General features: G+C 61.7%; 25 protein-coding genes and 1 pseudogene. 6 read left to right on the top strand and 20 right to left on the bottom strand.

The genetic code is table 11. From position 1 onward, the window contains the following. Positions 1-10: 10 nt before the first annotated feature. Genes AC4ELH_RS28215 through fabG form a run of 5 tightly spaced genes read right to left on the bottom strand, consistent with a single transcriptional unit; the run spans position 11 to position 4,371 of the window. Positions 11-1,279 (bottom strand): aromatic ring-hydroxylating oxygenase subunit alpha, encoded by a 1,269-nt coding sequence (locus tag AC4ELH_RS28215; RefSeq protein ID WP_498888035.1) that lies wholly within the window; start codon positions 1,277-1,279, stop codon positions 11-13. Further along, positions 1,276-2,061, bottom strand: a complete 786-nt coding sequence (locus tag AC4ELH_RS28210) for an enoyl-CoA hydratase/isomerase family protein (RefSeq protein WP_498888033.1) — start codon at positions 2,059-2,061, stop codon at positions 1,276-1,278. The genes AC4ELH_RS28215 and AC4ELH_RS28210 overlap by 4 nt, the downstream gene beginning before the upstream one ends. After that, on the bottom strand, positions 2,058-2,861 hold the full coding sequence (locus AC4ELH_RS28205; RefSeq protein ID WP_498888031.1) for an enoyl-CoA hydratase/isomerase family protein: 804 nt from the start codon (positions 2,859-2,861) through the stop codon (positions 2,058-2,060). Before AC4ELH_RS28205 ends, AC4ELH_RS28210 begins: the two co-directional genes overlap by 4 nt. Then, the gene (locus AC4ELH_RS28200) at positions 2,858-3,628 is read right to left on the bottom strand and encodes an enoyl-CoA hydratase/isomerase family protein (RefSeq protein WP_463807103.1); all 771 of its coding nucleotides are present in this window, start codon (positions 3,626-3,628) and stop codon (positions 2,858-2,860) included. Before AC4ELH_RS28200 ends, AC4ELH_RS28205 begins: the two co-directional genes overlap by 4 nt. Further along, positions 3,625-4,371 (bottom strand): 3-oxoacyl-ACP reductase FabG, encoded by a 747-nt coding sequence (gene fabG / locus AC4ELH_RS28195; protein WP_498888029.1) that lies wholly within the window; start codon positions 4,369-4,371, stop codon positions 3,625-3,627. Before fabG ends, AC4ELH_RS28200 begins: the two co-directional genes overlap by 4 nt. A 112-nt stretch (positions 4,372-4,483) precedes the next feature. Between fabG and AC4ELH_RS28190 the strand changes: the two genes are divergently transcribed. Continuing rightward, positions 4,484-5,281 carry an SDR family NAD(P)-dependent oxidoreductase gene (locus tag AC4ELH_RS28190; RefSeq protein WP_498888027.1) on the top strand — a complete coding sequence of 266 codons (798 nt, stop codon included), beginning with the start codon at positions 4,484-4,486 and terminating at the stop codon, positions 5,279-5,281. A gap of 44 nt (positions 5,282-5,325) precedes the next feature. Here the strand turns inward: AC4ELH_RS28190 and AC4ELH_RS28185 are convergent, their stop codons facing one another. The 10 genes from AC4ELH_RS28185 to AC4ELH_RS28140 all read right to left on the bottom strand — a co-directional run bounded on the left by AC4ELH_RS28185 (position 5,326) and on the right by AC4ELH_RS28140 (position 15,892). Further along, complete coding sequence (locus AC4ELH_RS28185) at positions 5,326-5,910, bottom strand: hypothetical protein (RefSeq protein ID WP_498888025.1); 585 nt, start codon at positions 5,908-5,910, stop codon at positions 5,326-5,328. 87 nt (positions 5,911-5,997) lie between these two features. Next, positions 5,998-6,606, bottom strand: coding sequence for an Rv1363c family protein (locus tag AC4ELH_RS28180; RefSeq protein ID WP_498888024.1), 609 nt, complete (start codon positions 6,604-6,606; stop codon positions 5,998-6,000). Then, positions 6,570-8,039 carry an MCE family protein gene (locus AC4ELH_RS28175; RefSeq protein WP_498888023.1) on the bottom strand — a complete coding sequence of 490 codons (1,470 nt, stop codon included), beginning with the start codon at positions 8,037-8,039 and terminating at the stop codon, positions 6,570-6,572. The genes AC4ELH_RS28180 and AC4ELH_RS28175 overlap by 37 nt, the downstream gene beginning before the upstream one ends. Next, the gene (locus AC4ELH_RS28170; RefSeq protein ID WP_498888022.1) at positions 8,040-9,179 is read right to left on the bottom strand and encodes a virulence factor Mce family protein; all 1,140 of its coding nucleotides are present in this window, start codon (positions 9,177-9,179) and stop codon (positions 8,040-8,042) included. After that, the gene (locus AC4ELH_RS28165; protein ID WP_498888021.1) at positions 9,176-10,480 is read right to left on the bottom strand and encodes an MCE family protein; all 1,305 of its coding nucleotides are present in this window, start codon (positions 10,478-10,480) and stop codon (positions 9,176-9,178) included. Before AC4ELH_RS28165 ends, AC4ELH_RS28170 begins: the two co-directional genes overlap by 4 nt. Further along, positions 10,477-11,844 carry an MCE family protein gene (locus AC4ELH_RS28160; RefSeq protein ID WP_498888019.1) on the bottom strand — a complete coding sequence of 456 codons (1,368 nt, stop codon included), beginning with the start codon at positions 11,842-11,844 and terminating at the stop codon, positions 10,477-10,479. Before AC4ELH_RS28160 ends, AC4ELH_RS28165 begins: the two co-directional genes overlap by 4 nt. Continuing rightward, positions 11,841-12,869 carry an MCE family protein gene (locus tag AC4ELH_RS28155; RefSeq protein ID WP_498888017.1) on the bottom strand — a complete coding sequence of 343 codons (1,029 nt, stop codon included), beginning with the start codon at positions 12,867-12,869 and terminating at the stop codon, positions 11,841-11,843. The genes AC4ELH_RS28160 and AC4ELH_RS28155 overlap by 4 nt, the downstream gene beginning before the upstream one ends. A 48-nt stretch (positions 12,870-12,917) precedes the next feature. Beyond that, positions 12,918-14,324: an MCE family protein gene (locus AC4ELH_RS28150; RefSeq protein WP_498888015.1), complete on the bottom strand. Its 1,407-nt coding sequence runs from the start codon at positions 14,322-14,324 to the stop codon at positions 12,918-12,920. A 3-nt stretch (positions 14,325-14,327) separates the two neighbouring features. After that, on the bottom strand, positions 14,328-15,143 hold the full coding sequence (locus AC4ELH_RS28145) for an ABC transporter permease (protein WP_498888167.1): 816 nt from the start codon (positions 15,141-15,143) through the stop codon (positions 14,328-14,330). A 38-nt stretch (positions 15,144-15,181) separates the two neighbouring features. Continuing rightward, on the bottom strand, positions 15,182-15,892 hold the full coding sequence (locus AC4ELH_RS28140) for an MlaE family ABC transporter permease (RefSeq protein ID WP_197514713.1): 711 nt from the start codon (positions 15,890-15,892) through the stop codon (positions 15,182-15,184). A 484-nt stretch (positions 15,893-16,376) separates the two neighbouring features. Here AC4ELH_RS28140 and AC4ELH_RS28135 point away from each other — a divergent pair, with 484 nt between their 5' ends. From AC4ELH_RS28135 to AC4ELH_RS28120, 4 genes are all read left to right on the top strand, one after another. Beyond that, entirely contained in the window at positions 16,377-16,832 is a 456-nt protein-coding gene (locus AC4ELH_RS28135) for a nuclear transport factor 2 family protein (RefSeq protein WP_498888013.1), read from the top strand. A 195-nt stretch (positions 16,833-17,027) separates the two neighbouring features. Next, positions 17,028-18,221, top strand: coding sequence for an aminoglycoside phosphotransferase family protein (locus AC4ELH_RS28130; RefSeq protein ID WP_498888011.1), 1,194 nt, complete (start codon positions 17,028-17,030; stop codon positions 18,219-18,221). Between the two features lie 49 nt (positions 18,222-18,270). Then, on the top strand, positions 18,271-19,446 hold the full coding sequence (locus AC4ELH_RS28125) for an acyl-CoA dehydrogenase family protein (protein WP_498888009.1): 1,176 nt from the start codon (positions 18,271-18,273) through the stop codon (positions 19,444-19,446). Between the two features lie 42 nt (positions 19,447-19,488). Further along, on the top strand, positions 19,489-20,151 hold the full coding sequence (locus AC4ELH_RS28120; protein ID WP_498888007.1) for a TetR/AcrR family transcriptional regulator: 663 nt from the start codon (positions 19,489-19,491) through the stop codon (positions 20,149-20,151). A gap of 16 nt (positions 20,152-20,167) precedes the next feature. Here AC4ELH_RS28120 and AC4ELH_RS28115 read toward each other — a convergent pair whose 3' ends face one another. From AC4ELH_RS28115 to AC4ELH_RS28105, 3 genes are read right to left on the bottom strand one after another with little or no spacing between them, the layout of a single operon-like run. Further along, positions 20,168-21,178, bottom strand: a complete 1,011-nt coding sequence (locus AC4ELH_RS28115) for a MaoC family dehydratase (RefSeq protein WP_498888006.1) — start codon at positions 21,176-21,178, stop codon at positions 20,168-20,170. Positions 21,179-21,212: 34 nt separating this feature from the next. After that, positions 21,213-21,476, bottom strand: coding sequence for a hypothetical protein (locus tag AC4ELH_RS28110; protein WP_498888004.1), 264 nt, complete (start codon positions 21,474-21,476; stop codon positions 21,213-21,215). A gap of 46 nt (positions 21,477-21,522) precedes the next feature. Further along, positions 21,523-22,809: a TniQ family protein gene (locus AC4ELH_RS28105; RefSeq protein WP_498888002.1), complete on the bottom strand. Its 1,287-nt coding sequence runs from the start codon at positions 22,807-22,809 to the stop codon at positions 21,523-21,525. Positions 22,810-22,894: 85 nt separating this feature from the next. Here AC4ELH_RS28105 and AC4ELH_RS28100 point away from each other — a divergent pair, with 85 nt between their 5' ends. Continuing rightward, the gene (locus AC4ELH_RS28100) at positions 22,895-23,158 is read left to right on the top strand and encodes a helix-turn-helix domain-containing protein (RefSeq protein ID WP_498888000.1); all 264 of its coding nucleotides are present in this window, start codon (positions 22,895-22,897) and stop codon (positions 23,156-23,158) included. Between the two features lie 101 nt (positions 23,159-23,259). Here the strand turns inward: AC4ELH_RS28100 and AC4ELH_RS28095 are convergent, their stop codons facing one another. Both AC4ELH_RS28095 and AC4ELH_RS28090 read right to left on the bottom strand, forming a co-directional pair. After that, positions 23,260-25,812: a TniQ family protein gene (locus tag AC4ELH_RS28095; protein WP_498887998.1), complete on the bottom strand. Its 2,553-nt coding sequence runs from the start codon at positions 25,810-25,812 to the stop codon at positions 23,260-23,262. Continuing rightward, positions 25,809-26,494 (bottom strand): annotated as a pseudogene (locus AC4ELH_RS28090) (ATP-binding protein); the annotation flags it as partial. The gene AC4ELH_RS28095 and the pseudogene AC4ELH_RS28090, both read right to left, overlap by 4 nt.

The following is a 26,494-nucleotide window of genomic DNA, read 5'->3' as shown; positions in this document are numbered from 1 at the left end:
GTCACGATCCTCAGTCCTTTTCCATCAGCGTCTTGTAGTGGGACCAGAAGCCGCGCATGCCGGTTTCGTCGGTGTTGGTGCCGATCGTGAATCCGTTCTCGTCGACCTTTTCGCGATTCATCCCGCGGCGGACGTCGAGCCACTCCGGGGTCAAGGACGCGATGCCCTGCTGGTTGCGCTCGTACATCTCGGTGTCGTCGGCGAGCAGCATTCCTGCCGGACCCACGGAACCAACGCACTGAGAGACCATGCGACGGTTGAGTTCTGGCGCGCCTGCCAATTGGACGGCCGTGGCGTACTGCACGCATTCGTCGACGGCGACCGGCTGGATGTTGAAGACCTGAATCTCGGCGATGAACAGGTTCGGGAAAATCATCACGTGAGGCGCGCCTTCGACGAGGATCTCTTCCGCCGCGTCCCCGTGCTTGGCTCGTATGGCGGCCACGTAGTCCGGTACCCGGGATTCGGTGGTTCCGAACCACCGCATCGGCTGGGCGAACTTCCGAAACTCCGGACGAAGGTCGTTCTCGCTGTGGCCGCCACCGAGATCTCGGGTCACTGCGATCGATGAGTCGCTGTACAGCGGGCCGATCGTGCTTCCGGTGACCCCAAAGATCGACCCGTGCACGAACTGGGGGTGATAACCGTCGGTTTCGTTCTCCGCCAGAAGTTTCCAGTTGGCCCGCGCCTTGTGTTGAAGCCAGCTGGCCGTCAGTTCCACGCGGCCTTCCGGCGAGAGCCGGACCAACCGATCGATCTCGCCGGCAGCGGCACCGAGATGTTCCACCAGTGACGGCCCATCCGGGGCGAAGCTGCCGAAGACGAATCCGCCGTAGCAGTCGACCCGCGGGACACGCCCCATCGCCAGGTCCAATTTGCGGTCGCCGTAGCCCTTGAAGAACGGAAAACCGATGAGTTCTCCGTCATTTCGGAAGGTCCAGCCGTGATACGGGCACCTGAAGGTGCTGGAGTTGCCCTTGGCGTCGTCACACACCTGATTGCCGCGGTGGGCACACCTGTTGAGCAGGAGGTGGATTTCGCCATCGCGGTCGCGGGTCATGATGACGTCCTGCGGCCCGAGCTTCTTTCGCACGTAGTCGTTGGGCTGGGCCACCTCGCTCTCGTGGCCGACGAACACCCACGTGCGATACCAGATCTTCTCAAGCTCTTCGGCATAGATGGAGGGGTCTGTGTAGAGCGTGCCGTGGACCTTCTCCGGGTGGATGAGCCGTTCGTATCGGCTGCCGGTGTCTGCCGAGGGATCGATGACAGAGGTCATGAGGGAACTCCTTGTCGTAGGCCGAACGAAGGCCGCCGTTTCTCCCGGAAGGCAGCGATGCCTTCGGCGAAGTCATCACTGCCGAACAGCCGTGCCTGATGGGCAGCTTCATGATCGAGCACTTCCATCGGAGGCAATACCGGGCTGATCGCGAGCAGGGCCTTGATGACGCCATAGGCCTGCGCGGGCCCCGCCGCGAGCAATTGCGCGTCGGACTGCGCGGCGGCCAGGACACTGCCGGGTTCTGTCGTGGCGTCGACCAGTCCCCAGCTCTCCGCGACGTCAGCGGTGAACGGCCGGGGAAACAGCAACATTTGACGCGCCCGGGCCAGGCCGACACGGCGCGGCAGTGAAGCGAACGCTCCCATGTCGCCGGCGAGTCCGACGTTGGTGAAGGTTGTCGCGAATCGGGCGTCACGCCCGGCGACGACGCGGTCACAGGCCGCGGCCAGCGCCGCACCGGCTCCGAATGCTGCGCCCTCGACGGCAGCGATCACTGGCTTCGGGGTGTTCCAGATCGCCCGAATCACTCGCTGCGCCAACTGAGCGCGTTCCATCGCTTCGGATTCGGACATGACCTTCATGGTGGAGATATCGCCGCCTGAGCAGAACGTGCTGCCCGCACCGGTAAGAACGATCGCGCGTACGCCGGTGTCGGCGTGTGCCGATTCCAGGGCGTCGGCCAACTCCAGCCGAAGCGGGATATCGATCGCATTGCGCACGTCGGGCCGGTTGAGGATGACGGTGCGCACGGCACCGTCATCGTCGATGAGGATGCTCATTGTCCGGTATACCTCGGTGCGCGCTTTTCGATGACCGCACGCAGACCCTCCAGCGCATCGGCTGTGCCGGACAGCTCGGAGACCGTGCGCGATTCCTCGGGCAGGCGTTCTTCGATGGAGGCACCGACGCCCGACCACACCAGCCGTTTGGTCGCCGAGAGCGCCTTGGTGGGCATGGCAGCCAGACCGGCGGCGATCGCCTCGGCCCGGTTCTGCAGCTCGGTGTCCTCGACCACCTCGGTGATCAGCCCGATCGCCGCGGCATCGTCAGCGGTCAGCGTGGGGTTGGTGAGCAGGATGCGCAGAGCCTGCCTCAGTCCCACCAACTGCGCGAGGGTGACCGAGGAGCCTCCATCGGGAGCCATCCCGACGCGGACCGCGCCGGAGAAGAATTTCGCCGAGCGCGCGGCGACAACGATGTCGGATGCGCAGACGAGCCCAAGGCCGCCGCCACCGGCGGCAAAGCCTTGTACGGCGGTGACGACAGGGACTCTGAGCTGGATGAGTGCCGCGGTCGCCAACTGCAACCAGGCTGTCGCTTCGCGCAAATAGTCCGGCAGGGCGGCACCCTTGGATTCGAACGTGTGGATGTCGCCCCCGGCGCAGAAGTTGCGTCCCGCGCCGGTCAGCAGTACCACCTTGACGGCCGGATCGGCATGACAGGCCAATACCGCCTCGTGGAGTGCCTTGAGCGTTTCGACATTGAGCCCGTTGGACGTGGCTGGACGATTCAGCCGGATGTTGGCAACTCCGTCGGATGCCACTTCCTGCAGGACGGCGGCGTCGATCGTGGCGGTCATGCTTTGACCTCTCTGCTCTTGAATGCGGATACCCCGTCCTGACCGGCTTGGCCGCTGATCCGCCATACAACGGCGTCGGTCTCGTCGGCGTTGGCGCTGTCGAAGTCTTTGTTCAGGCCCTCCATGACAAGCCGCTTGACAGCGGTGAGTGCCGACCGCTCACGCCCTGCCATTCGCGACAGAAAGGCTTCCACCGAGTCATCGAAGGTTTCAGCGGGATACGAGTGGTACGCCAGCCCCAGTTCGACGGCGTCGAAACCCGTGAACTTGTCCCCGGACAGCAGCAGCGCCAAGGCCTGCTGACGGCCGAGGATGCGCGGAAGACGGGCGGTGCTGGCCCCGCCCGGGATCATCCCGAAGTTGATGTGATTGTCCGCGATGCGCGCCTCGTTGGCGGTCAGGACAATGTCGGCAGCCTGCATGAGCTCGAACCCGCCGGCCATGGCGACGCCTTCAATAGCGGCCACGACCGGAACCTCGGCGCGGCCAATCGCGTCGCAGGCTGCCTTGAACGTCGTAAACAAGGTGCGAAGTTCCGAAGGGCCCGCCGCACGCAGTCTCTGTACTTCATCGAAGTCGCCGCCGGCGCAGAAGTTGCCTCCGGCTCCCCGAATCACGATGACATTGATGTCGCGGCGCTCGCCGAGTTGCATAATCGCTGCCTCAAGCGTGCTGGCAAGTTCGACGGTGATGGCATTCATCCGGTCAGGACGATTGAGTGTGATGCGCCCGATTTTCCCGTCGATGTCGCTGACGACAGTATTCACATGTACCTCCCGCCACCGACCTCGATCACCGATCCGGTGATATAGCTGGACAGGTCAGAGCCGAGAAAGACCACTGCACCTGCGACCTCGGCCGGCTCGCCTGCGCGTTTCATGGGCACGTCGGCCTCGCGCTGGGCGAACACATCCGGGGGCATCGCCGCGGTCATCGGGGTCCGGATCAGGCCGGGCTGCACCGCATTGATCCGCACATTGTGATGAGCAACTTCTTTCGCCGCAGCTTTGGTGAGACCGACGATGCCGGCCTTGGCGGCGCTGTAGTTGGTCTGGCCGGGATTACCGGACTTTCCTGACAGCGATGAGATGTTGATGATGCTCCCCGACTTCTGCTCCCGCATCACGGCTGCCGCTTCGCGGACCCCGAGCCAGGTGCCACGGAGGTGCACGGTGACGACCGCGTCGAAGTCGGACACCTGCATCTTCTTCAAGGAGGCGTCGCGTGTGATGCCGGCATTGTTGACGAACACGTCCAAACGGCCGAAGTCGCGGACAGTGTTGGCGATCAGGCTGCGCATCTGGTCTTCGGAGGTAACGTCACACACTGCGCTTCCACAGTCTGCGCTCGCACCGGCAACCTCCTCGACCGCCCCACGAGTGGCCTCTTCATCCAGGTCGGCTAGCACTACCTGCGCGCCGTGCTGGAAAAGAGTTCGGGCGATCTCAAGACCGATCCCCTGCGCAGCACCGGTAACCACCGCTACCTTTCCCTGCAGCAGTCTTCCCATACTGGCCTCCTATCGACGCACCCGACGTAGACAAATCTAATCGATATTTCTAATCTAGGTTAAATCACGGGACCGAGAGGTTTCAACCATGCTTCGCCAAGGAAGGATCGTCATGGATCTGGGGCTGACAAACGCGCGAGTCGTCGTGACCGGTGGCGCCTCCAACATCGGGCGAGGCATCGTGCACGCTTTCGCCGCCGAGGGCGCACGAATCGTGTTGAACGACATCGATGAACCGCAGGCATCGAAGGTCCGCGATGAGGCCATCGACCTCGGTGCCGCCGCGGTGGATCTGGCGATCAGTGACCTGACGACTCCCGAGGGAGCCGAAGAGACACTCGGGTTAGCGGTCACCCAGTGGGGTGGTATCGATGTTCTGGTCAACAATGCAGGCTGGAGTGTGCCCGGGTTCGTCGCCACTGACACCGACCGCGACAAGTGGCAGCGCACGATGGCCGTGAATTTCTACAGTGCCGTGGCTGCCACCCAGGCCGCCATCGGACCGATGAAAGACGGCGGTGGCGGGGCCCTGGTGTTTATCGCAAGCGACGCGGCGTTCGGCCAGATCCGCCAAGGTATCTACGGAGCTTCGAAAGCAGCCATGGTGGCCTTTGCGCGCACCACCGCACGCGAACACGGTCGCCACGGCATCCGTTCGAACATCGTCTGTCCGGGCCTGGTGATGCCGGACGGCCCCGATGCGGTGGGTGCCTCCAGCCTGTGGTCTGTCGGCCAAGACGAAGTGTTCAACCCCAAGCAGATTGACTTCATGCTCAAGGACACCCCCATGCGCAGGCTGACGACAGCCGAAGATGTCGCGCGGGCGGTCCTGTGGTTCTCGTCACCGCTCGCCGCACGTCAGGTAACCGGTCAGATGCTCTCGGTCAGCGGCGGCTACACAATGCCATGACCTGAGCCGGATGAGTAGAGGTTGCACGCAGCCGAGATGTTTCGTCAGACGGGTTCGAATGACGAAATCAACCAGTGCCCGTCCACCTTGTCCAGCCCCACCCGAACCGACGACGCGGTATCAGTCGGGGCATCTGTGCCGACAATTGACGTCTGATTGACGAAGACCAGCACCTCAGCATGACGGCCCGATGCTGAAATCGAACTCGCTGCAGGGATATTCACCACCGCAGAGATCTTTTTCTCCCGAGCACCGGGAATCACCACGTCATGGATCAGCTGGCCGTAAGAATCGCGGAACGAGCCGGTGAGCCGTGTTTGAGCCGCTTCCAGAGTCTGCTGGACGGTATCGGGCTGATAGGAGAGCAGCGCGATAGTAGTGTCACGCGCGGCCTGCACCGATTCGGTTGCGGCCACATGCGCTTCGCGTGCCGAGCCGTCGACCCATTTCAGCCATCCCGTGACTGCACTCAGTGCGACGACAAAAAGTGGCACCACAATGAAAGCGATGGCCTGGCGCCGGGACATACGCGTCTTCACAGTCGAATTCGACCCAGTCAGGTCGTCGAGAGTATGAGAGCTGCTGTCGGCGGATTCGGCAGCACTAGCGGTGTCGTCGATGATTTCCACTGAAGACGCAGCTGCGCTCGTAGCGGTGTGTGTGGGCACGGTACTCCTTGAATCCTTGGTCGCAGCGCGGGGCTGCGGGCGAGTGAGCTAGGGAACGAACGACACGTTGGACACTTTGATGTCGTTGCCCAGCTTCTGTACCGCGATGCGCATTCGCCATGACCGCGGTTGTTGTTCTGCGCTGTCCCCAGTCGTCGTCTTGACGCTCACGGCAACCAGCACCTGTGCATCCTGATCGGTCTCCGACTCGACGCCCGACGCGACTACCGTTCCCACCGACTTCGACTGTGCATTCTTCACCACGTCGATGAAAGGTTGTGCACGGCTACTGAAGTCGTCGTAGAAAGTGCCGGTTGCCGAGTCCAGAATACGTTTGACATCTCCCTCAACCTCGCGGTGATCGATCGTCGTGAGATTGATCGCGCCTTGTCGCGCCACCTCGACGAACATCGCCTGCTGTTGATCGAGCTGACGGGCGTGATAGGCGGCCACACCGAGCCAACCACCCACGGATGCGATGACGACGGCGGTCAGGAGCCCCACCACCAACGCGACCGTTGTTGGATCGCGGCGCTGCAGGCGCTCCTCGTTTGTGTCGAGAACTCCGTCAGCACCGGACTCGTCGTCCGGCGGGGACTCCAACGAGTCTGCCGACGCTGTCAATTCCGGTTGGGCGGCATCATCATCGACTGCCATGTCTGCTCCTGAGCGTTGTGGGCGAGGTTGGCCTGGGTGTATACGTGGCCGTCCGGTCCGAGGTAATTACCTGTCGCCGGGTCGTACTCGGCGACCGCTATCGGTGGCGCCGTAGGGGCCGGACCGGGTACACCAGCCGGCGGTCCGGGGTCGGGCCCCTGTCCGGGTGAGAGTTGCGGAATCGGCTGTCCAGATAGCGTCGCGTTCGGGTCGCCCTTCCAGTTGAATCCGTCGTTGAGTGGGACATAGTTCTCGTCGCTCTCGCACATCTTCACTGTCGGGGCACGCTTGCCGGGTCGCGTTTCACACGGATAGTTACGCGCGCCGCGCACGTTGAATTGGGAGTCCTGGGGCACTCGGCAGTAGTACTCGCCGGCGGGCCTGTCCGGGTAGTCGGTGAGGCTGGTCGCTCGGGCCTGCTGCGCCGGGAGGTAGCCAGTCAGACATGGTGGTGGCAGGTTGAGGTTCAGATTGAAGCTGAGGAACGCACCCTTGTAGGCCTGCTTGGTGTTGCGGTTGGTGAGTCCGGCGCCTTGCACCACCTCGACAGCTGATGGTGCAAGGACCAGGAGTTGCTCGATATTCGGCTGATACGTGACAGCCACGTTGCCGATGGTGACCAGGTTCGCCAGAACGACCGGCAGCGTCGGCTGCAACTGATCGATCAACTGGCGGGCCTGATCTGCCGCTTCCGGGCTGTTTTTCAGGATGCCCTGCACCGACTTGTCTTCGTTCTTCAGTTGGGAGGTGACAGAGGCCAGATTGGCAGCCCAGTTCTCGATCGATCCGGCGGTGGCGGTCTGTGAATCCAGGATCGGTTTGGAGTTGTCGATCAGGTTGGTCAGTGAATCGAGGTTGTTGCGTGCATCGATGGCCAACGTGGTGGAGCCTTTGACGAGTCGTGCGAGGTCAGGCCCGAGCCCTCCCACCGCTGTGGCCGCCTCGCTCACGGCCGTCTGCAGGTTGTCGCCGGGGATCGCATCCAGTCCTTTGTCCGTGGCGGCAAGCAGCGTGCTGATATCGGGCGGAACCGAAGTGCGGTCCCGGGAAATGACATCGCCGTCCTTCAACGGACTTCCGTCCCCGTGCGGGAGTAAGGCAACGTATTGCTCACCAATTGACGAGGCACTGTGCACTTCTGCGGCGAGGTCGCTGGGGATCGGAATTCCGGACTTCAACGCCAGGTCCGCGACGACACCTGTGTCGTCGAGGCGGACGTCGGTGACCTTGCCTACCTCAGTGCCTCGGTAGGTCACGTTGGCATTCTTGTAGAGACCGGCTGCAGCGGGAAGCTGCACCGACACCTTGTATTGGCCGACACCGAACACGAGGCCCGGCAGCCCCATGTAGTTGAAGATCATGATGGACCCGCCGACCAGCGTGATCACGGAGAAGAATGCCAGTTGGATGAGAATTCGTTTGCTGAGTACCATCTAGGGCCCCTGATTCAGGTGGTACGGAACAACCAACGGATTGCCCGCGGTGTAGGGACTTGGCAATTGGCCGATGGTGCGGCCCCATTGCATTTCGAGTTCGGTGAGGTCGCCCTCCCATCGCGTGCCGGTGAGGAAGGACGAGTCCAGGCGGCTAAGCGTGAGGTCGATGATCGCGGTGAGGTTGGCGTAGTCGCCGCGGAACCACTTGCTCAGTGTGTCCTTGGCGAAGGGGTACACCGAGAAGAAGCTCAAAGACCGGGTGAGCGCTGGACCGGAATCCGACAAGGACTTCAGCACGGGGCCGAGGTCCTTGAGCTCTTGAACCAAAGCCTCTTTGGTCTGGTTGGCCGAATCTGCCGCCAGCGCACTGAACTTCCCAAGCTGATCAAGCGCATCGGCAAGCTTGGTCCGTTGGTCTTTGATTACCGCCAGAGCATCCGGGATCGTGTTCAGAGCTTTGTCGACCACAGGCTTCTGCTCGGAGAAGTCCGATACCAGGTTGTTCAGGCTGTCGGTGGCTTCGATGATGTCATCGGTTTGAGCGTTGGTGTTCTGAATGAATGTATCAAGTTGTGTGATCAGGCTTTTGAGGTCATTCTCACGGCCGGCGAACGCCGTGCTGAATGCTGTCGTGATGTCCTGGATTTGCCCTATCCCACCGCCATTCAGCAGCAGTGACACCGCTGCCAAGGTCTGTTCGGTCGATGGGTATCCACCACCGGATGCCAATGGAATCAGCGAACCTTCGTGTAGCCGGCCCTCGGCCGGTTCGCTGACAGGCGGGGCCAGTTCGATGTGGAGGGATCCCAGCAGGCTGGTCTGTCCGATGGTTGCGGTCGCGTTGGCGGGCAGCTTGACGTCACCGTTGAGTCGCATGGTCAGCAGTGCGTGCCAGCCCTGGCGCTCGATGTTGGTGACAGTGCCGATGTTGACGTCTCCGACCCGCACACGCGAGTTCTGCTGAATATTGTTCACGTCAGGCATCTGCGCCTGGATCGTGAAGGCACCCGGGCCGTCGCCCTCGGTGCCCGGCATGGGTACTGAGTTCAGGCCGCGCCATGCGCCGCAGCCACTGAGCAGCACCGACAGCGCTGTTGCAGCGACCGAGGCCTTGACGAAATGCCCTGGCCGCGTCACGAACCTGCTCCTGCCGGGACCATCAGCCCGGACAGCCCGGCACCCGGATCAGTCTGGGTCGCCTCGGCAGGCAGCGGCGGTGCCGGGGCGGTCTCCGCAGGCGTCGGTGCCGGCGCGGCGGGTTGCGGTGGAACGTAATCGGGACGCATCCAGTCCTCGCTGTAGGTCACTTCGTTGGGACGCGCACTGGCCCCCACGAATGGGTTTCCGCCGATCGGGAAGAAGTTCATCTGCCGGTTCTTCACGATGGGTGCGAGGTACTGCACACACAGTTTCGACGACTGCTCGGCGTTGAGCCTGGAGGCCGCCTGTACGGCACCGCAAATGAAGCTGATCGGGTCGCTGAAATTGTTCGTCGATAACGCGCCGGAGAGCGTTCCTTGAGCAGGTTGATAGATGTTGATGAAGTTCTGCAGCACCGTGGGAGAGATATGCAGCAGCTGCTTGACGTCGTCGATGCTCTCGGTGACCGTCTGCGACACGGCACCGAGCTTCTCGGAGGTAGTGCCCAACGATTCCTTGTTGTCTGCAACGAATTTCGATACTTCTCTCGAGACGTCGCTGACGTCGCGCACGGCGTTGCCTACCTCGTCTGGATCATCCGCGAGCGCTCCGCTGACGGAGGCCAGATTCCGGTTGAGCTGTTCCATCAGGCCTGAGCTGTCCTGCAGCGCCGACACGAGCAGCGACAGATTGCGCAAGGTGCTGAACAGGTCGGTGCTGTGGTCGCCGAGCGCCGAGGTCGCCTGGGACAGCTTTACCAAGGTGTCGTGGATGTTCGCGCCCCGACCGCGGAGGTTGTCCGCGGCGGTGTTCACCAGTGATCCCAGCGTGCTGGTGCCACCGGCCTCGGTGGGCTGCAACATCTCGGTCAGGCGCTGCAACTGGGTGCGTACGTCATCCCATTCCACGGGAACGGCGGTGCGCTTCTGGGGAATGACCGCACCGTCAGCCAAGGTGGGTCCGGTGGTGTAGGCGGGCGTCAACTGGATCGCACGGGCGGTGACCAGGGACGGCGCCAGAATGACCGCTTTGGCGTCGGCCGGCACCTGATACTTGTCGGCCACCCAGAAGCTGACCTTGGCGCGTTGCGGCTCAACATCGATCCGGGTGATCTCCCCGACCGGCACACCGAGGATGCGGATCTCGTCACCGACGAACAGCCCGTTGGTGTTGTCGAAGTAGGCAACCACTTGATTGCGCGAGATGTTCGTGGTTGCCGGGATGATCACGACGAGGCCTGCGATCAGCAGCAGCGCGAAGATGGCCACCACGGCGATACGTATACGCGGTTGCGTCATTGGTGATCTCCTCCAGGAGCAACGGGGCTGCCGTCGGGCCCGATTTCACCGGGCGCAAGCTGCAAGACCGGGCTGGGAGTCGGATCTGGCGACGAGGTGTGCCCCGGAGATTCAGGCGCTGGTGGGCCCGGCGGCGGGCCGCCGGCAGGTACTGGCGGCCCGGGGTCGCGGTAGGGGTAGCAGCCTGGGCCAGGCAGCGGTATTCCTGGCGGGCCGCACTGCTGATCACCGGGGTTGCCGGTGATGGCATCGGGGATCGTCATTCTGGGTTCGCCGCTCTGTCCGGTGCGCGGGAAGGGGACGGGCAGTGCCGGAGTGCCAGGTTGACCGGTCTGGGGATCGGTGCGTTGTGAGGGCGCCAGCACATGGGGGTCCAGGCCGAGGTCAGAGAAGGCGGCGTCGATAAAGGGCTGAACGAATTGGCCCGGCAGCAGGTTGGACAAATAGGCCTTGAAGAACGGGCCCGATGCCACCGACTCCCCCAGCGCGAAGGCGTAATTGGTGAAGCCCTTGATCGATTGCTGCACTTCGGTCTTCCGGTTCGCCACGATGGTCAATGCGCCGTTCAGCTTGTCCAGCGCTGGCTTGAGCGTGTCTCGGTTGTCACCGATGAACCCTTTGATCTGGGTGGCCAGTGCAGAAATGTTGTTCGAGATTTGGTCCAGTGCGGCGCGCTGCCCCTCCAACGCCACCAGTAACGCATTGGATTCCCTGACCAGTTGAACGATCTTGTCGCTGCGCTCGGCGAGAACGCCTGTCGCTTTGTTGGCGTTTGCCAGCAGGTTGCGCAGCTGCTCGTCTCGGCGGTTGAGGGTGTCGGAGAAACGGCCGACTCCTTCAACGGCGAGGCCCAAGTCTTCAGGGGTGTCGCGGAATGTGTCGGCCAAGGTGGACAGTGAAGCCGACAGCTGATCGGTGTTCAGTCCGCTGATTTGAGCAGTGATATCACCGATCGCGTCCGGCAACTGGTAGGCCGATGTCGTGCGTTCCAGCGGGATGACGCCCTTCTGCGTACCGTCGCCGCGCGGGGTTATATCCAGGATCTTCGATCCGAGAAGGCTTTTCGTCTTCACAGCAGCCTCGGTGCGATCACCTAGGTGGACGTCGTCATCGACTTGGAACCGGATCAGCACCCGCGGGCCGTCGAGCGAGATGCTTTCGACCTTACCGATTTTGAAACCCGATACCTGCACGTCGGCACCTGAGGTGAGGCCACCCGCCTCTGCGAAGTACGCAGCATACGAAGTCTGAGAGGACACGAACGGTAACTTGTCGTAGTTGAGTACACCGGCACCGATGGCAGCTACGGAAACAATTCCCACTGCGCCGATGACGAAGGGGTTTCGTTCCTGGAATGTCTTCATCGAGGCGTGCACCTGCCCGAGTCTTGGCCGGCCATCTTCACGTAGACCGGTTGTCCGCCTTTGCCGTTCAATTTCAATACCAAGTCGCAGATGTAGAAGGAGAAGTAGTCACCGTTGAGCCCTTGCCGACCGAGAATTCGGTAGGAGTCGGGCAGCGTGGCAAGCAAGTTGTCCACATAGTCGTGATCGGCGACCACGATGCCTGCCGTGCGGTCGGTCTCGCGAACGGTGTTGGCCAGGGGAGGTCGCGCCCGGGTGAGCAGGTCAGCGATGGTGGCCGCCGAGGCGTTGGTGTAGGCGACCGCGTTGCTCAGATCATTCTTGCGCGCTTCGAGGGTATGCACGATCTCGGTGAGCGAATCGACGGCACTGCCGAACTTTTCTTTCTGATCTCCGAGAGATCCCAGCACCGTGTTGAGATTGGTGACGACTTGGCCGACGAGCTGGTCGCGGTCGGCCAGGGTGTTCGTCAGCGCGGCGGTCTGAGACAGAAACGATCCGACTGTGGCGCCTTGCCCCTGCAGAGCTGCAAGTAGTTGTCCACTAAGCGCGTTCACCTGATTCGGGTCCAGTGCACGAAACAGCGGACGAAAGCCGCCGATGAGGGCATCCAGATCCAGTGCCGGCACGGTGCGGTCGACGGGGATGGTGGCGCCGGGCGGCAGAATTTTCGGCGAGCCGGTGCCTTCTTCAAGCGCCAGGTACCGGCCACCGATGACGTTGTCGTAACGGATCGCCGCGCGACTGCCTTCGGTCAGCACGACCGAGTCCTCCGCGCTGAATTCGACCGTCACAGTGCTGTCTTTGTTCAGGGCGATGGTGTTGACCTTGCCGACCTCGACACCGGCGATGCGGACGAAGTTCCCGTTCTCCAGACCCGTCACATTGGTAAAAACCGCTCGAAACGTTCGCGCTTCACCGAAGCGGAACTGCGCGAAAATGGTGAGCAGCGCGAACATTCCCAGTGCGGCGACGACCACAAACGCGGTCAGCCGCCAGGCCGCGCCTGACAAGTTGTCTTTCACGTCTATCGCCTCTCACGGTTCTTCGGGTGGGGTCGTCTCATGGGGCGGTCATCCCTGCGGTGGTGAGGTTGGATCGGACGGCAGTCCGCCGATTCCGGGCGGGACGGGCGCCTGAGCGGCATCCGGCACCGCCGGGGCGGGCGGCACACCCGGGAACAACGGAGTGCCAGCGGGCCCGTATTGCGGAGCGCCGTAGGGCGGTTCCCACGGCGGCGTGGGACCCGGTGCGGGGCCACCGGGGTAGCGGATGCTCGGCGGCTCCGGCACGGCCCTGGTGACCGGGAAGAAGTTGGCCCAGCCGGGAAATCCGATGCCGGGGTTGGGCCGGTTGTCTAGCCCAGTGCCGAACCCGGTGTCGGTGACCAGCGTGCGCACCGGCCAGTTCTTCGACACGTCCGGTAGCGAACCGCACCCCGGCTTTCCTCCCGGACCGCCTTTGGCGCCGTTGATCGGCAGATTATCGGGGTATCGGTAGGGATCGTCGCCGAGTAACAGCGCCGCGTCGACGATGAGCGACTTGCCGTTGCCGCCACCCGTGTAGTCGCCGTGACCGAAGTCGATGACGTTCTTTCCGCCCAAGAACAGGCACGTCAGCTCGGGGTTGTATTTGTTGAGCAAACCAGTTGTTGGTCGAGCGGTGTTGATCGCGTTGACCAGATTGTCCTTGTTGGGTCCGAGGAGTTGGATTCCGCTTTGTGAGAATCCAATGACGTTGACCAGCAAGGAATCCAACTCGCGTGAATTCGAGGTCACCGTGGCGCTGGTAGCGCTGGCTCCCTCTAGGATGCGGATGATGTCAGGAGCAGCGGCGGCGTAGGTGTCGTTGAAGCTCTTGAACGCGCGCCAGTCTTGGCCGATGGCCTCGGTCCGGGCGTTCAGTGCGGTGAGAACCTCGTTGGCCGACGTCGTCGCCTCGCCCATACGAGGGCCCTGACCGCGCACCCCTTCGGCGACGGCCGAAAGTACAGAGTTCAGTTTTGCCGGATCGACCTTCTTAATAACGCCGACGAGATCCTGGAAGACGGTGTTCACCTCGGTGCTGACATTCTGTGACTGCAGCACCGCTCCCGCCGCCAACACCTTGTCAGAGGGTTGTTCAGGGAAGATCAAATCGACGTACTTGGCTCCGAACACCGATGTCGAGGCGATACGAGCCTCCACATTGGAAGGCAGGTATCGGACTTTTTCCGGGTCCAGTTCGAGCTGAAGGCTCACCGGGTCACGTCCCCCGGTTATTGATCCGACACGTCCGACCGGGACGCCGCGCATCTTGACTTTCGCACCAACCTCCATCACCAGGCCGGCCCGGTCAGAGTTGAGGGTGACGGGGACGAACCGCCGGAAGGATCCATTGAAAAGCGCCCACGTTAGGGCAACGCACCCGACAGTAAAAGCGATCAGAATCGCAGTCCACCAGTCGGCGTGGACGCGTGCTTCGCCTGCTCGACGCGCCATACCTCAGCCCGCCAGGTTGAAATTGCCGGACTGTCCGTAAATGGACAGAGTTACCAACAGGGTGACGAAGACGGCGACGACAAGTGATGTCCGGGTGGCCCGGCCCACGGCCTCTCCGACGCCGGCGGGGCCTCCTGAGGCAGTGAACCCGTAATACGTATGTACGAGCATGATTACCACCGCGGTGACCACTGCCTGGACGAACGACCAGATCAGGTCTGTGGGGATGAGGAATGTCCGAAAGTAGTGGTCGTAAACGCCAGTGGACTGGCCGTAGATGACCGTCGTGCCGAAGCGCGCGGCAAGGAACGACATTATTACTGCCACGCAGTAGAGGGGGACCACCACGACGACGCCGGCCAGAACCCGCGTAGTTGCCAGGTAGGCCAATGAACGAACGCCCATCACCTCTAGTGCGTCGATCTCCTCGTTGATGCGCATGGCGCCGAGTTGCGCAGTGGAGCCGGCACCGATGGTGGCGGCCATGGCGATGGCTGCGGTCAGCGGCGCGATCAGTCGCACGTTGAAGTACGCGGATGCGAAGCCGGTCAACGCCTCGACGCCGACCTGCGCGAACTGGTTGTAGCCCTGTACGGCAACCAGCGCTCCGGTCGAAATGGTGAGGAAACCCACGATGACGACGGTGCCGCCGATGACGGCGAGGGCACCGGTTCCCAGGCTCATCTGCGCGATCAGTCTGACAAGTTCGGTCTTATAGTGTGCGAACACGTCCACCGTCGAGCCGAGGGTGCGACCGTAAAACTGGGTCTGTTCACCAACTCTCGTCCAGCCCGCATGCCACTTGCGTGATCGTTGCAATGTACGTGGAAACCGCTGTTCTACAGTGGCTTTGAAGCTCACAGGTTCACCTTGATTCCTACGGCGGTCATGAAGATGTTGATGACGAAGAGCGCGAGGAACGAGAAGACCACGGTCTCGTTCACCGCATTGCCGACACCTGCGGGGCCGCCGCCGACGGTTGTTCCCATGTAGCAGGCGATCAGGCCGGCGGTCATCCCGAACAGGGTGGCTTTGATGAGTGAGACGACGACGTCACCAGCACCCGTGATGAGGGTGAGCCCGGCAATGAACGCCCCGGGTGTGACGTGCTGGAAGAACACCGAGAACGCGAATCCGCCTGCAAGGCCGACAAGAATCACCAGTGACGACAACAGTAATGCCACCACTGTTGCCGCCAAGACGCGTGGGACGACCAGCGCCCGGATCGGGTCGATCCCCATCACACGCTGAGCGTCCAATTCTTCACGGATGGTGCGCGCTCCAAGGTCTGCGCACATCGCCGTAGCGCCGGCGCCCGCGACGACGAGAACGGTAACGATCGGGCCGATCTGGGTTACCGCTCCCAGCGCTGCACCGGTACCCGAGAAGTCTGCGGCACCGAACTCCGCCAAGAGCACGTTGAACGTGAACACTGTCAGGACTGTGAACGGAATCGACAACATCAGCGTCGGCAACAGCGACACCCGTGCCACGAACCACGACTGAAGGACGAATTCGCGCCAGGGAAACGGCGGATGAAAAGTCGCGACCGCAGTGTCGAGTGACATGGCGAAGAATCCACCGATGGCCCGCACAGGCTTCGCGGCATTACTGGTCTTGAACACCAAGCTCCTCACAGTTTCCTGTCGGTACGGCAATCACGAGCGGCCACGTCCCCCTGGCTCCAGTTCGCTGTAAACGGTCACGGTGCGCATCTCCCCCACCGCACGTCCGCGGGTCACATCGATGTTTCCGAGTGATGCGGCTCACGGATCGAATCAAAATTAAACTAAAAACGTCAAGTTTGAGCAAGGGTGGGATCCGCCCCCGCCCCCCGATCCGACCATCTGTGCAGGCCGCTCATCGTTTGACGTTGCCGTCAGAGATTTGAGCCATCGGCCGCATCCGACCAACTGCTTACCAGCACTAATTAGAATTTTGCGCCCACGCCGGACCGAGCCGGACGGACGCTTTGACGCCGCTGGCGACCACGCTGCTACCGAGATCACTCATCTCTCCCGCAAATTTTTGAATACATGATAAATTTTTGGGATGACTACGAGTACCCCCCATCCCGCCGACGAAGGCTTCGCCGACGCATACGGCCGCGCTTGGAGCGAAGATCCCGAACTGCTTTGCATGTTCTTTGCCAGCGAAGGCGCCTACACCGATGTGGCTATGGGGGGCACCTACGTTGGACGCCAGGGAATTCAGCGCTTTCACCGCTGGATGTTGAAGTTCTCCCCCGATTCATTGATCGAGTTCAGCCAGCCGGCAGTACAGGACGACCGGGCGTACTACGAGTGGACCTGGAGCGGTTCAATCAACGGCCCGCTTCGCCTGCCCAGCGGCGATCAGGTCGATGCGTCGGGTCGCGAGTTCTCGGTCACCGGCATCGCCGCCTGCCGGTTCGATCAGAACGGAAAACTGACGAGTCACCGTGATTATTGGGACGTCGGACTCTTGGTCGAGCAACTCGGGCAGTCGCTTGTTGTGAGAACTGCCTGAACCGCATGCCAAATGGGGCGCAGCATCTGGGCGGATACACGCCAGCCCGCCCCGGTTCGCCGCACTCCCAGGCGAAGCTTCCGCAGGCGGTCGGACACTCCAGCAATATTTGAATATTCATTAAATACTCATGTCAGACCTGCGCACAGCTCCCTCGCAGATGACGACATCGACCCGGGCAGAGGTGACACCGATATGACGACGAACGACACAGTGGCGACGATCGCCACAGCTGGGCGCATTGCTGCGTCCGTCGTCAGGGAAAGACTGCTGCCACGACCCCGTCTCCTTGATCCCTCGACAGTGCCCTCGTCAGCTGAAGCCATCACCCCGGAGTGGTTGACAGCGGTGTTGTGCTCGCAAGTTCGCGGTGCACGGGTCGTCGGCATCACGGTGTCTAGCGGGGACAACGGCACGAGTGCACGACGGGCCCTCGTGGTGTACTACAACGACGCCGGCATGGCAGCTCGCCTGCCGACAAAGCTGTTCACGAAGTCAACGGCCACGATCGGTTCACGCATCCTGCTCGGGGTGACCGGCATCGCCGAGGGCGAATCGGTCTTCTACAACAACGTCCGTCAAGACCTCGCGCTGCGTAGCCCTCGTGCCTACTACTCAGGCTACGACGTCACACGTCATCGCTCTTTGGTGATCCTGGAGGACCTGACCGACCGTGGCTGGTCGTTTCCCGATCCTATGGCCAACGCTGTGCAGCGCAACGACGCCGAAGACATGGTTGCGCAGCTAGCCGTTTATCACGGTGCTCTGTGGGACAGCCCGCGATTCGCCACCGACCTGGCACCGCTACGTCCCGCCTATGACTGGCAGCAGAATCTGAACCGCAAGGTTGGTTTCGAAAAACGAACACTGACGGGCTTGCGACGGGCAGAAGGTGCTGTCGACACCCGGCTCTATAGCGAGCGGGACAAGTTGTATCCCGCGTTCATGCGGTCGCTGTTCCTGCACCGCTACGGCCCTTCAACGCTCCTACATCAAGATCTACACCTCGGGAACTGGCTGCGGGATGAGAACGGGCGCATGGGCCTGTACGACTGGCAGTGCGTCGCGAAAGGCCACTGGGCACTGGACTTCTCGTATGCCCTCGGCGCAACCCTGCCCACACAGAATCGCCGCGAGTGGCAGGAAGATCTGGTGCGGCTCTATCTGGAATGCCTTAGCGCCACCGGAGTGACCGACGTGCCATCGTTCGACCAAGCGTGGCTTGCCTACCGCCAACAGTCAATGCACGCGTTGGCCTTCGCACTCTTCACCTACGGCGGAAGCCGCTTCGAACCTGAACTCCAGCCGCGGGACTACACGCTGAACTCGATCGTACGTATCGCTGCGCATGCGACCGATCTGGAGTCGATCCAAGCTCTTACCGACTGAACGCCACCAACAGGCCCTTCTCGACTGATCCCTACATGGAGGTTGCACCTTGGACTCAACTGCATTCACTCTCACCCCCCGGCAGGAGGGGATCGTTGAATCGGCACGGATGTTCGGTGAGAAGTGGGCACCTCACGCCACAGAGATCGACCGTAAAGACACCGCCCCAGTAAATGAGATGATCCGGGACACTGTCGATCTCGGTTTGTCCGGCCTAACCATCCCAAAGGAATTCGGGGGGCGCGGTTACGATGCCATTGAGTTCGCACTCGCCGTCGAGCAGGCCTGCCGTTCGATGAAGTCGTGGATGGCAGGCGACATTCTGTTCGCCACGACATGTACCGGCCCGTCGGTCATCATGATGAGTGACAACAGCACGGCACACGCCAGATATCTACCCAAGATTGCCTCAGGGCAGCGCACCGCCGCCATCGCTCTCTCCGAGCCCAAGTACGGTTCGGCTGTCACCGACATCGAGACCTCCGCGAGCCTCGACGGGGACGTGATCTGCATCAACGGATCGAAGCGATTCATCACCGGTGCACCGGATTACGATGTTTACGTCACCTTCGTGCGCTTGAACAACACTCCTGGCATGCGGGGCGTCGGTGCCGTCGTGGTGGACAAGGGCACCCCTGGTTTGTCGCTCGGAAATGGACCCGAATACATGGGTTCGCGCGGCTCGCCGCACGGCGAGCTGTTCTTCGACGATTGCCGCGTTCCTCGCGAGAATCTGCTGATGGGTGAGGGTTCGTTCGCCCATCTCATGCAGGCCTTCAACATGGAGCGCCTGTACATCTCGGCGATGTGCCTCGGGCTGGCGCAAGGGGCGTTCGACGAGGCTGTGACCTACTCCGACGAACGCGAACAATTCGGGCGACCGATAAATGAGTTTCAGGCCGTCTACCACATGATTGCCGAGATGTGGACGCAGATCGAATCTGTGCGCTACCTGACGTACAAGGCGGCGCTGACTGCTGAACGCGGCAAGTTTCCGAAGGCTCTCGATGTCTCGACGGCCAAACTCCACGCAGCCGATATGGGCCGCGACATCTGCTGGAAGGCCATGCAGGTCCTCGGCGGAAACGGTCTGGTCACCGGATTCCCGCCGGAGCGATGCTTCCGCGATGTCATCGTGTCCTCCATCGCGGGCGGAACCACTCAAGTGCTCAAGAACACCATCGCCGCCCAGGTTCTCGGGAAGCGGCTCAATCAGCGTGTGTGAGCGGTGACCTCACAATCTCACCACTTCATGGAAGGTGAGCGGATGTGTATCGACGACTGGGCCGACTGTGCTCATCCGTCAGTCACACCAGCCGGTCTTAAGCGCCGCGAGGACATTCTGTGTGCCGCGACCCGTCTCTTCGCACATCGCGGGTACCAAGGCACGCGGGTGAGCGACATTGCGGCCGCCTCCGACGTCAACAAAGCGACGCTCTATCACTACTACCCCAGCAAGGCCAGCCTGCTGTACGACATCTTCCGACTAGCAGCGTCGGCGACGATGGCAGCGGTTGAGCTCGATCCGACCGTGAGACCGGTACAGGCCATTCACGAATGCACCGTGAACCTCCTGCGGATGGTGGCGCGAGATCCGCACGGTATGGCCGTGTATACAAAGGAAAGTCCGTTCATCGCCGAATGGCTCTCTGCCAAGCAAGTGGAAAGCATCCGATTTGCGGAAACCACCGTGTATCGACGCATCGCCGACATCATGGACCGCGGTGTCGCCGATGGATCCTTCCGTCCTTGCGACTCGCACATCTTGGCACTGGGATACCTGGGAATGACTATTGGTTCGCACCGATGGCTCACACCGATTGACATCGACTCAGCCGACCGAATCGCCGATGAAATCGCGAGTACGTTCATCCGCGGCCTCACCCGACGTCTTGCAGATGATGCCGCATCGCAGGTCCGCAACGTCTGACGTCACACCTGCGGAATCAGAACATCAACGCGGTGAAGCGCCAATCCAGTACTTGCCGGTCTTTTTCCCCCGCCGCATCACTCGCGGCGAACACAACGGAACGAAGAGACAAGGTACCTCCGCGACCCTCAGGCAGTGGTGTCGCCGCTTCGATGTGCAAGTCGCTATACAGCGTGTCGCCTTCGTGTACAGGTCCGGTGTGATCACACGATGCCCACCGCAGGACACTGGCAAGATTGGGCAGCAGTCGGGTCGCCTGTGCCAGCGCGATTCCAATGGTATGACCGCCGTAGACCAGTCGACGCCCGCCGCTCCGCCAATCATGGTGAGTAGCAGCGATATTGAGACTCAACCGCGCCAGCTCCGGGGCGCTAGTCACAACATCGCCCGTGCTGCGCAACGCGCGACCCTCTAGGTCTGTGGTGAAATGCGGCCCGGGAACTCGAGCTCGGAAGACTTCGCCGTCCCAGTCACGGGACGGATCGGTGGCCACCTCTCCTGCGCCGATCGTTGACAGATCGTCGTGCCGGCCAGTCTCGCGCACCCCGGGTGACAGCGGCAGCATCGCGCAGCGATGAAAGTCGAGCACCAGCCGGTCATTCTGATCGGCAGTCGTCATTCGTAACGCGACAAGACCTGTCGGAGCACGTCCCTCCCGGACTGAGTTCTGCTTCAAACCAACCACTTCAGTACGCGTGAAAAGTGAATCGCCGATCGCCGGAAATCGATGAAACGCAAGGCCGCGGTAGAACAGATTTGCTTTGACACGCTGGGTCGCCAACGTGCTCTGCCCGATCGCCACGTCGGTTACCAACGACGGGTGCGCGAGAGCATGTGAGCTTCCTGTCACTGCGGCGGCGAGCGGCACATCCAGGGCAAGCCGCATCCGATCACCCAGGATTGCCTGGTGCAGCGCAGCGGCTCCGCCAGTGAGCGTCATCGGCGGTGCGCTGTCGAAGATCCGACCCACCCACATGTCATCGAAGTACGGACCGCCCGAAACATCAGCCTCGCCCTCGTTGCCCATCGCAGTCCTTTCTGACGTACCAGGATGGCGAGCGTCACGACCCTTCAACAGCGACGCAATCACAACTCCAGAATTGAATATAGATTAAACGATGTTGCCAGTTTTTCCGGGGCAGGATGAGGACTTCTTGTGTCCACATCACCGCGCCGCCGCCACCGCCGCCACCGCCGCCAACAACAGCAGACCGCCGGGAATCGTGGCTTACACCACAGCACAACAACGCCGAAATGACGGGCTTGTTCTTCGTGTTGATCGTAGATCGCTCAAACCATGCGGTTGTGCAGAACTCGTTAAGCATTATGGCCAGCTTGGACGTACCACCAGCACAATCACTATCACGAGCGTCAACGAGCACAGTGTTGTTTCGTCTTGCCCAGGCTCTCCTTCTCCGTACTAGCCCCGGGGTGAAGCGGCTGGTGCTTGGCTGCTGATGTGGTGAAGCGCCGACGGAGTTTGTGCTGGGCATTGGCACTAGCGTAGGCGCGGCGGTGAGCCGAACGTAGGCGTGGAAGGAGCGCGTTTTGGTCGGATTTCGTCAGTCGGTGAATGCGCCCGTGGGTGGCTGCGATCATGAGTTCTCGCCAGGATTGCGCAGCCTCGGTTGCGCTGCGCGCGTTGAGGATTGTTAGCGCCGTGGCGATACTTGCGGCGGTTTCAGCCGCTGCATTCCGAGCGGTGTGGCCAGAGTAGGGTGCCGTGAGATTGAGGTGTCCGGGTTCGCAGGAGGCTAGAGCGGTCTGCGGTTCCAGTTGGGCGTAGTCAATCGTCTTGGCGACCCACCTCACGAGGACTCTCAAGGTGGTGAGCGCGGCGAGCGGGCCGTGATCATCTTGAGGAGCAGCGGGTGCCGCGGCGAGAAGCATCCCCATCACGTGTTGCTGGGCGTCAATGAATATGGGCTTATCGGAGAGATCGATCGGTTGCACGGAGGCGAGTTCCGCACCGCACGCACGTAATGCTCCGGTCGTATCTCGTTGGCGCACACCGCGACACTGACCGGGATATGGGATGTGACTCATGGAGTGCGCAATTCGACGTTGGTCACAGTGGCACTCCGGACACGCGTCGGCCAGCAGGCAGTTGTGGTCGAGACATGCGAACGTCCAGTTCAGACGCCACACGAGTTTCCATCGCCCGCCGTTGCCGTTGAGGCAGTGTGGGCAGTATCTGGAGTTTGCCCGCCAATCCCAGGGCCCGGACGGCAAAGTCCTCGCCAGACACGTGCTCGTGCCCGTCCGCGCTCCAGGGTTGCGAGGCAGCGCCATCGCATCAATATCGCAGGGGCTGAGGCCGGTCACGTCTGCGATACGCCCGAAGGTGTCGCGGTCGAGGAGGCGTACCCAACCACCGGGTCCCGCGGATCTGATGCCGCACCGGTGGAGCACATCGCCGAAGTTCACGCTGTGGCGTTGTGCGAGGGCTTCGAGCCAGGAATCCAGAGCCTCCCCAGGCAGGAGTTCGACCCGCAACGGCAAGGTTCGGCCGTGCGATATGACCTCGGGCCTGAGCGTCCCGGGAGGGTTGGCGTCGGGCTGACGCTTTGGGCGTCTAGTGGCGGCCACATTGGGAATGAGCGGGGTCCCCTGACCATCCGTAGGCCAGCTCTTCGGTGACGCAGCATCTGCGCCCATTACACGAATGTACTGCTAACTGTACATTTGTGTATGTACTTTCAGAGGTGCAGACTTTTGTGCACTCGTACGTCCTACTGGTGGGATGCCGACACGCGCCCCGGATGACGACCCGCGTCGGGGCGAGCAATGGCAGCGCCGCCGCAAGCTCATAGGCCACCGGATTCGGACATTGCGACTGGAACGGGGGTTGTCCCAAGAGAGTCTCGCCCTTGAATCCGGAATTGCCCGCAACCAGCTGATCCAGATGGAGCACGGACGCCGCGGAATTCTCGCCGAACGGCTCTATGACATCGCCGAGGTGCTCGATGTCGCGGTCAGTGAGCTTCTCAACGAGGACGACTCGTAAGGACGCGGAGCAGAGCCCCTAGGTGCTGGCGTAATGAGAGTGGCGTTGCCAAGAATTCACCTCGCCATGCCCCTGCCTGGAATCGCCGCACGCAGGCCCAGTCATCCCAAGCCGATGATCACCCGTACGGCTTCAGCGAGTCGAACGCCGTCCGGTGTGGGCCGCTGTCCCATGCTGCGTCGGGCACGCTGGATCAGGCGAGCTCCGTACCGGCGTTCGACGGCGTGAATCTGTCTCCGTAAGTGGTTTTCACAGATAGCCATCCCGTCCGCGGCGGCCTGGATAGTGGGATAGTTCACGGCCTGCGCGAAGTGGCGCAGTTGACGTCGTTGCAGATCCGTCAGAGTGTCTGGGCTGAGAAGTGCGCGTGCAGCCCGCACCCCAATCCGTCGGTGTGTGATCGCCGGCGGAGACGGCCAATCAGGCCTGGCTCGCCTGATCCATTGGCGCACAGTGGCTTCGTTCACACCTACCTCGGCGGCGATGCCGTGGCATGTGCGCCGTTTCACGGCGTATTCTGCGAAGAGCCATTGGCTTGTACGAGTGGGACGTCCCCTCAACGGAATTCCGTGTGCTTCTGCGACTTTCCTCACCAGCGGTCCCCGGACACCGTAGCTTCGCGCGATAGTGCTGAACGGTTGCCTCAGTCGGACATAGAGGTCCTCGAGTATCGCTGGGGTTAGTTCGGCGCAGAGTCGATCGCGGACAGGGTGGGGCGAGATGTGGTACTCGGCAGCGGTAGTGCTGGCCTTGTCGATTTCCATCTCGAGCAGGCAGCGAACCACCGCGGTACTCGTGTTGAGGCGGCGCGCAATGGGCCCAATTCGGGCTGGTTGGCTCTGATTGAGGGCGCTGCGGAGCCCATCTGAGTCAAAACGTTCGGGGTCAACGCCGGGCAGGGTCAGGCCGCGCAAAAGGGTGAGTGGCGGATGCCACACGAGAGGTTCGTCAATACCGATGCTGGACAGGAATTGGCGTCCTTCGTCGAGCAGTATCGAAGCAAACTGTGAGGAGGCCTCGGCCGGGAAGTTGAAGACTCGTAACCAGAAGCCTACTGAGTTCTTGCTGTCAGCCATGAACGGTGCGGCTCTCGCCGGTAGTCCGCTGATCTTTTCATAGAGGTAGAGGCGGGCGATTTGTCGCCGTACACCGGTTCCGGCTAGCTCTCCTGTTTCCCGACATATTTCATCCCACCGCTCGTCAGTGAGCAGATCCTGGTAGTCGAGCCGACGTCTACGCGCATAGTCAATCGGAGCTGGGTGGGTAGCGAGATAGCCCGCGACCCTGACCAGTGCAAGGCAAACATCGTTCCACTGCGGCACTCGCTGCAGGGCGATGAGTTGCTTTCCTGCGGAAGAGCCATTGGTCGCGTCGCCCAGAAGATGAGCTGCATCGCCAGCACTGCACGTGGTGCCCACGAGCAGCACCGCGCACGATAGTGCGAGGGGAAGCATGTAACGTCCTGAAACCGGAGGGGTGAGGCGCACTGCCCACGCAGGCCAAAATACCGCTGGCACATGCTCGCTTAGACATTGCAGCCGGTCGTGACTTTCACTGGGAGCCACCGGGAACGGCAACGGCAACTTATAGCGCAGTTGTGTGCATGGCCCTCGACGGGGAGCGACTGCCTTGATCAGTATCGCCGCGATCAGCGGGCTTTCCTGCGCGCAGGTATTCAAATTCGCCGGGTAGCAGCGCCTTCCTCGTCGTCTTTCAACCATCCACGCGGCCCGCTCGCCGGCGTCGGCGACGCTGCGTGCGCGCAGTATTTTAAGCGCTGCGGTGATCGCAGTGGCAGCTTCAACTGCGCAGGCGGGTGCTACGTTGGCTCTATTGCTCATGTACCTTGTACGCCGTCCAGGCGGCGGATCATCCCGCGAGTACTCACCTACCAACGTTGGCGGCGTAATCGCCGATAGGCCATGCCGATTCGCGTACATGAAGGCGCGGACAGCAAGCGCCTTGATATCGCGTAGAGCGTCGCGCGCATGGCATGGGTCGCCACGGTACACGCCGAAATCGGCGCGATCTGTGTCGATGATGTCGAAGACCATTCGCTGGGTGCGAATAATCTGGTCTGCGTCTCTCAGGGTGATCACTGGCGCGCCGGTCAGGTCAGCGTTACACGGTTCAGCGAGATTCGAGTGTTGGCATCTGTTCGGGTGAGGCACTGTGAGCCAGCGTGACTGGATCATTCGCTGCGATTGACCGCACCGAGGGCAATCGTCAACGAGCAGACAGTGGTGGCGCAGGCAGGCGAATGCCCACCCCAAGCGCCAGCACAACCTCCAGCGGCCGCCCGACTCTGCAAGACAGAGCGGACAGTAACGCGAACCAGCATGGCGGGTGAAAGGAAACTTGGGATTCAAAAGCGCTTCGCCGTAGTTGATTTCGACAGCTCTTAGGTCGTATGTGCTCAGGGTGCAGCGCACGACACCTTCGGGATCGATCCCGGTGGCATTGGCAACCTGACGTCGCTCGTCATCTGACAGCCATAGGAGCCAGCGCGGACGGCCACCGTGCTCGTACGGGATGCCAAGTCGGCGGCAGATGTCTCCGAGCGGGACGTCGAATCTGACGGCGAGCGCTTCCAACCAGGAATCCAGTGCCTCGCCGGGCTCGGGCTCGACTCGCAACGGCAGGGTCCGGGTCATTGCAGTTGCAGCTTGGTGGTTTTTCTGCGGGTTCGGAACGCCGCAGCGAGTTCTTTGCGTGCCTTTTCGGCTGCGCTGTCGATTCGAACTTCTTCAAACAGGGTCATATTCAGGGTCTCGGTATGCTTCCGGATCGCTCGAACGCAGGCTCGTTGAATGAGTTCCATTAGCGAGCCGATATACCCTCCCGTGCGGATGTACAGATAGTCGGAGAGATCTTCAGCCAGCATTCCCTGGTGCTTGTTGCCGAGAACCAAGCGTTCCTCGATCGTGGCCAACAATGTGTGCCACTGTCGCCGCTGGGTTTCGGTGTCGACGTCGAAGATGCGCATCTCCGGTATTGTGGTGCGTCGCAGCGTTTGTGCGAGGACCTCGTCGAACGAGGCGTCAGCCAGAAGCACTCCGCGCTCACCTAAACCGATCCCGATCGACAGCAGCGTGACGGGAAAGTCGTTGGCGATGTACTTGAAGTGGTTGTTGATTTCAATACCGCCGTGCTGCTGCCAGTGCAAGAAGTGCAGATCATCGATGATGAGCAAGCGAGTCTCGCATTTCAGCACCAGGTCTAGGGCATACCGACCCAGCTCGTCGGCGGAGCTTGCACGTATACCGGTGAGGTGAGCCCGTTGTAGTGGTCCAGTCGTTATGGGACTCTGTTGCCCGAGTGCTCGGGCAGGAAGAA

The organism is Mycobacterium shunyiense (assembly GCF_058270075.1).
Note: the sequence above shows the minus strand (reverse complement) of the source record. Positions and strands in the feature narration are given on the sequence as shown.

Bases quoted from the DNA above. Each gene is read 5' to 3' on its own strand.
- AC4ELH_RS28175 (WP_498888023.1), bottom strand. From the start codon at position 8,039: ATGGTACTCAGCAAACGAATTCTCATCCAACTGGCATTCTTCTCCGTG.
- AC4ELH_RS28210 (WP_498888033.1), bottom strand. From the start codon at position 2,061: ATGAGCATCCTCATCGACGATGACGGTGCCGTGCGCACCGTCATCCTC.
- AC4ELH_RS28095 (WP_498887998.1), bottom strand. From the start codon at position 25,812: ATGACCCGGACCCTGCCGTTGCGAGTCGAGCCCGAGCCCGGCGAGGCA.
- AC4ELH_RS28140 (WP_197514713.1), bottom strand. From the start codon at position 15,892: ATGTCACTCGACACTGCGGTCGCGACTTTTCATCCGCCGTTTCCCTGG.
- fabG (WP_498888029.1), bottom strand. From the start codon at position 4,371: ATGGGAAGACTGCTGCAGGGAAAGGTAGCGGTGGTTACCGGTGCTGCG.
- AC4ELH_RS28190 (WP_498888027.1), top strand. From the start codon at position 4,484: ATGGATCTGGGGCTGACAAACGCGCGAGTCGTCGTGACCGGTGGCGCC.
- AC4ELH_RS28100 (WP_498888000.1), top strand. From the start codon at position 22,895: ATGCCGACACGCGCCCCGGATGACGACCCGCGTCGGGGCGAGCAATGG.
- AC4ELH_RS28205 (WP_498888031.1), bottom strand. From the start codon at position 2,861: ATGACCGCCACGATCGACGCCGCCGTCCTGCAGGAAGTGGCATCCGAC.
- AC4ELH_RS28105 (WP_498888002.1), bottom strand. From the start codon at position 22,809: ATGGGCGCAGATGCTGCGTCACCGAAGAGCTGGCCTACGGATGGTCAG.
- AC4ELH_RS28150 (WP_498888015.1), bottom strand. From the start codon at position 14,324: ATGGCGCGTCGAGCAGGCGAAGCACGCGTCCACGCCGACTGGTGGACT.
- AC4ELH_RS28165 (WP_498888021.1), bottom strand. From the start codon at position 10,480: ATGACGCAACCGCGTATACGTATCGCCGTGGTGGCCATCTTCGCGCTG.
- AC4ELH_RS28215 (WP_498888035.1), bottom strand. From the start codon at position 1,279: ATGACCTCTGTCATCGATCCCTCGGCAGACACCGGCAGCCGATACGAA.
- AC4ELH_RS28115 (WP_498888006.1), bottom strand. From the start codon at position 21,178: ATGGGCAACGAGGGCGAGGCTGATGTTTCGGGCGGTCCGTACTTCGAT.
- AC4ELH_RS28120 (WP_498888007.1), top strand. From the start codon at position 19,489: ATGTGTATCGACGACTGGGCCGACTGTGCTCATCCGTCAGTCACACCA.
- AC4ELH_RS28160 (WP_498888019.1), bottom strand. From the start codon at position 11,844: ATGAAGACATTCCAGGAACGAAACCCCTTCGTCATCGGCGCAGTGGGA.
- AC4ELH_RS28130 (WP_498888011.1), top strand. From the start codon at position 17,028: ATGACGACGAACGACACAGTGGCGACGATCGCCACAGCTGGGCGCATT.
- AC4ELH_RS28180 (WP_498888024.1), bottom strand. From the start codon at position 6,606: ATGGCAGTCGATGATGATGCCGCCCAACCGGAATTGACAGCGTCGGCA.
- AC4ELH_RS28135 (WP_498888013.1), top strand. From the start codon at position 16,377: ATGACTACGAGTACCCCCCATCCCGCCGACGAAGGCTTCGCCGACGCA.
- AC4ELH_RS28110 (WP_498888004.1), bottom strand. From the start codon at position 21,476: ATGCTTAACGAGTTCTGCACAACCGCATGGTTTGAGCGATCTACGATC.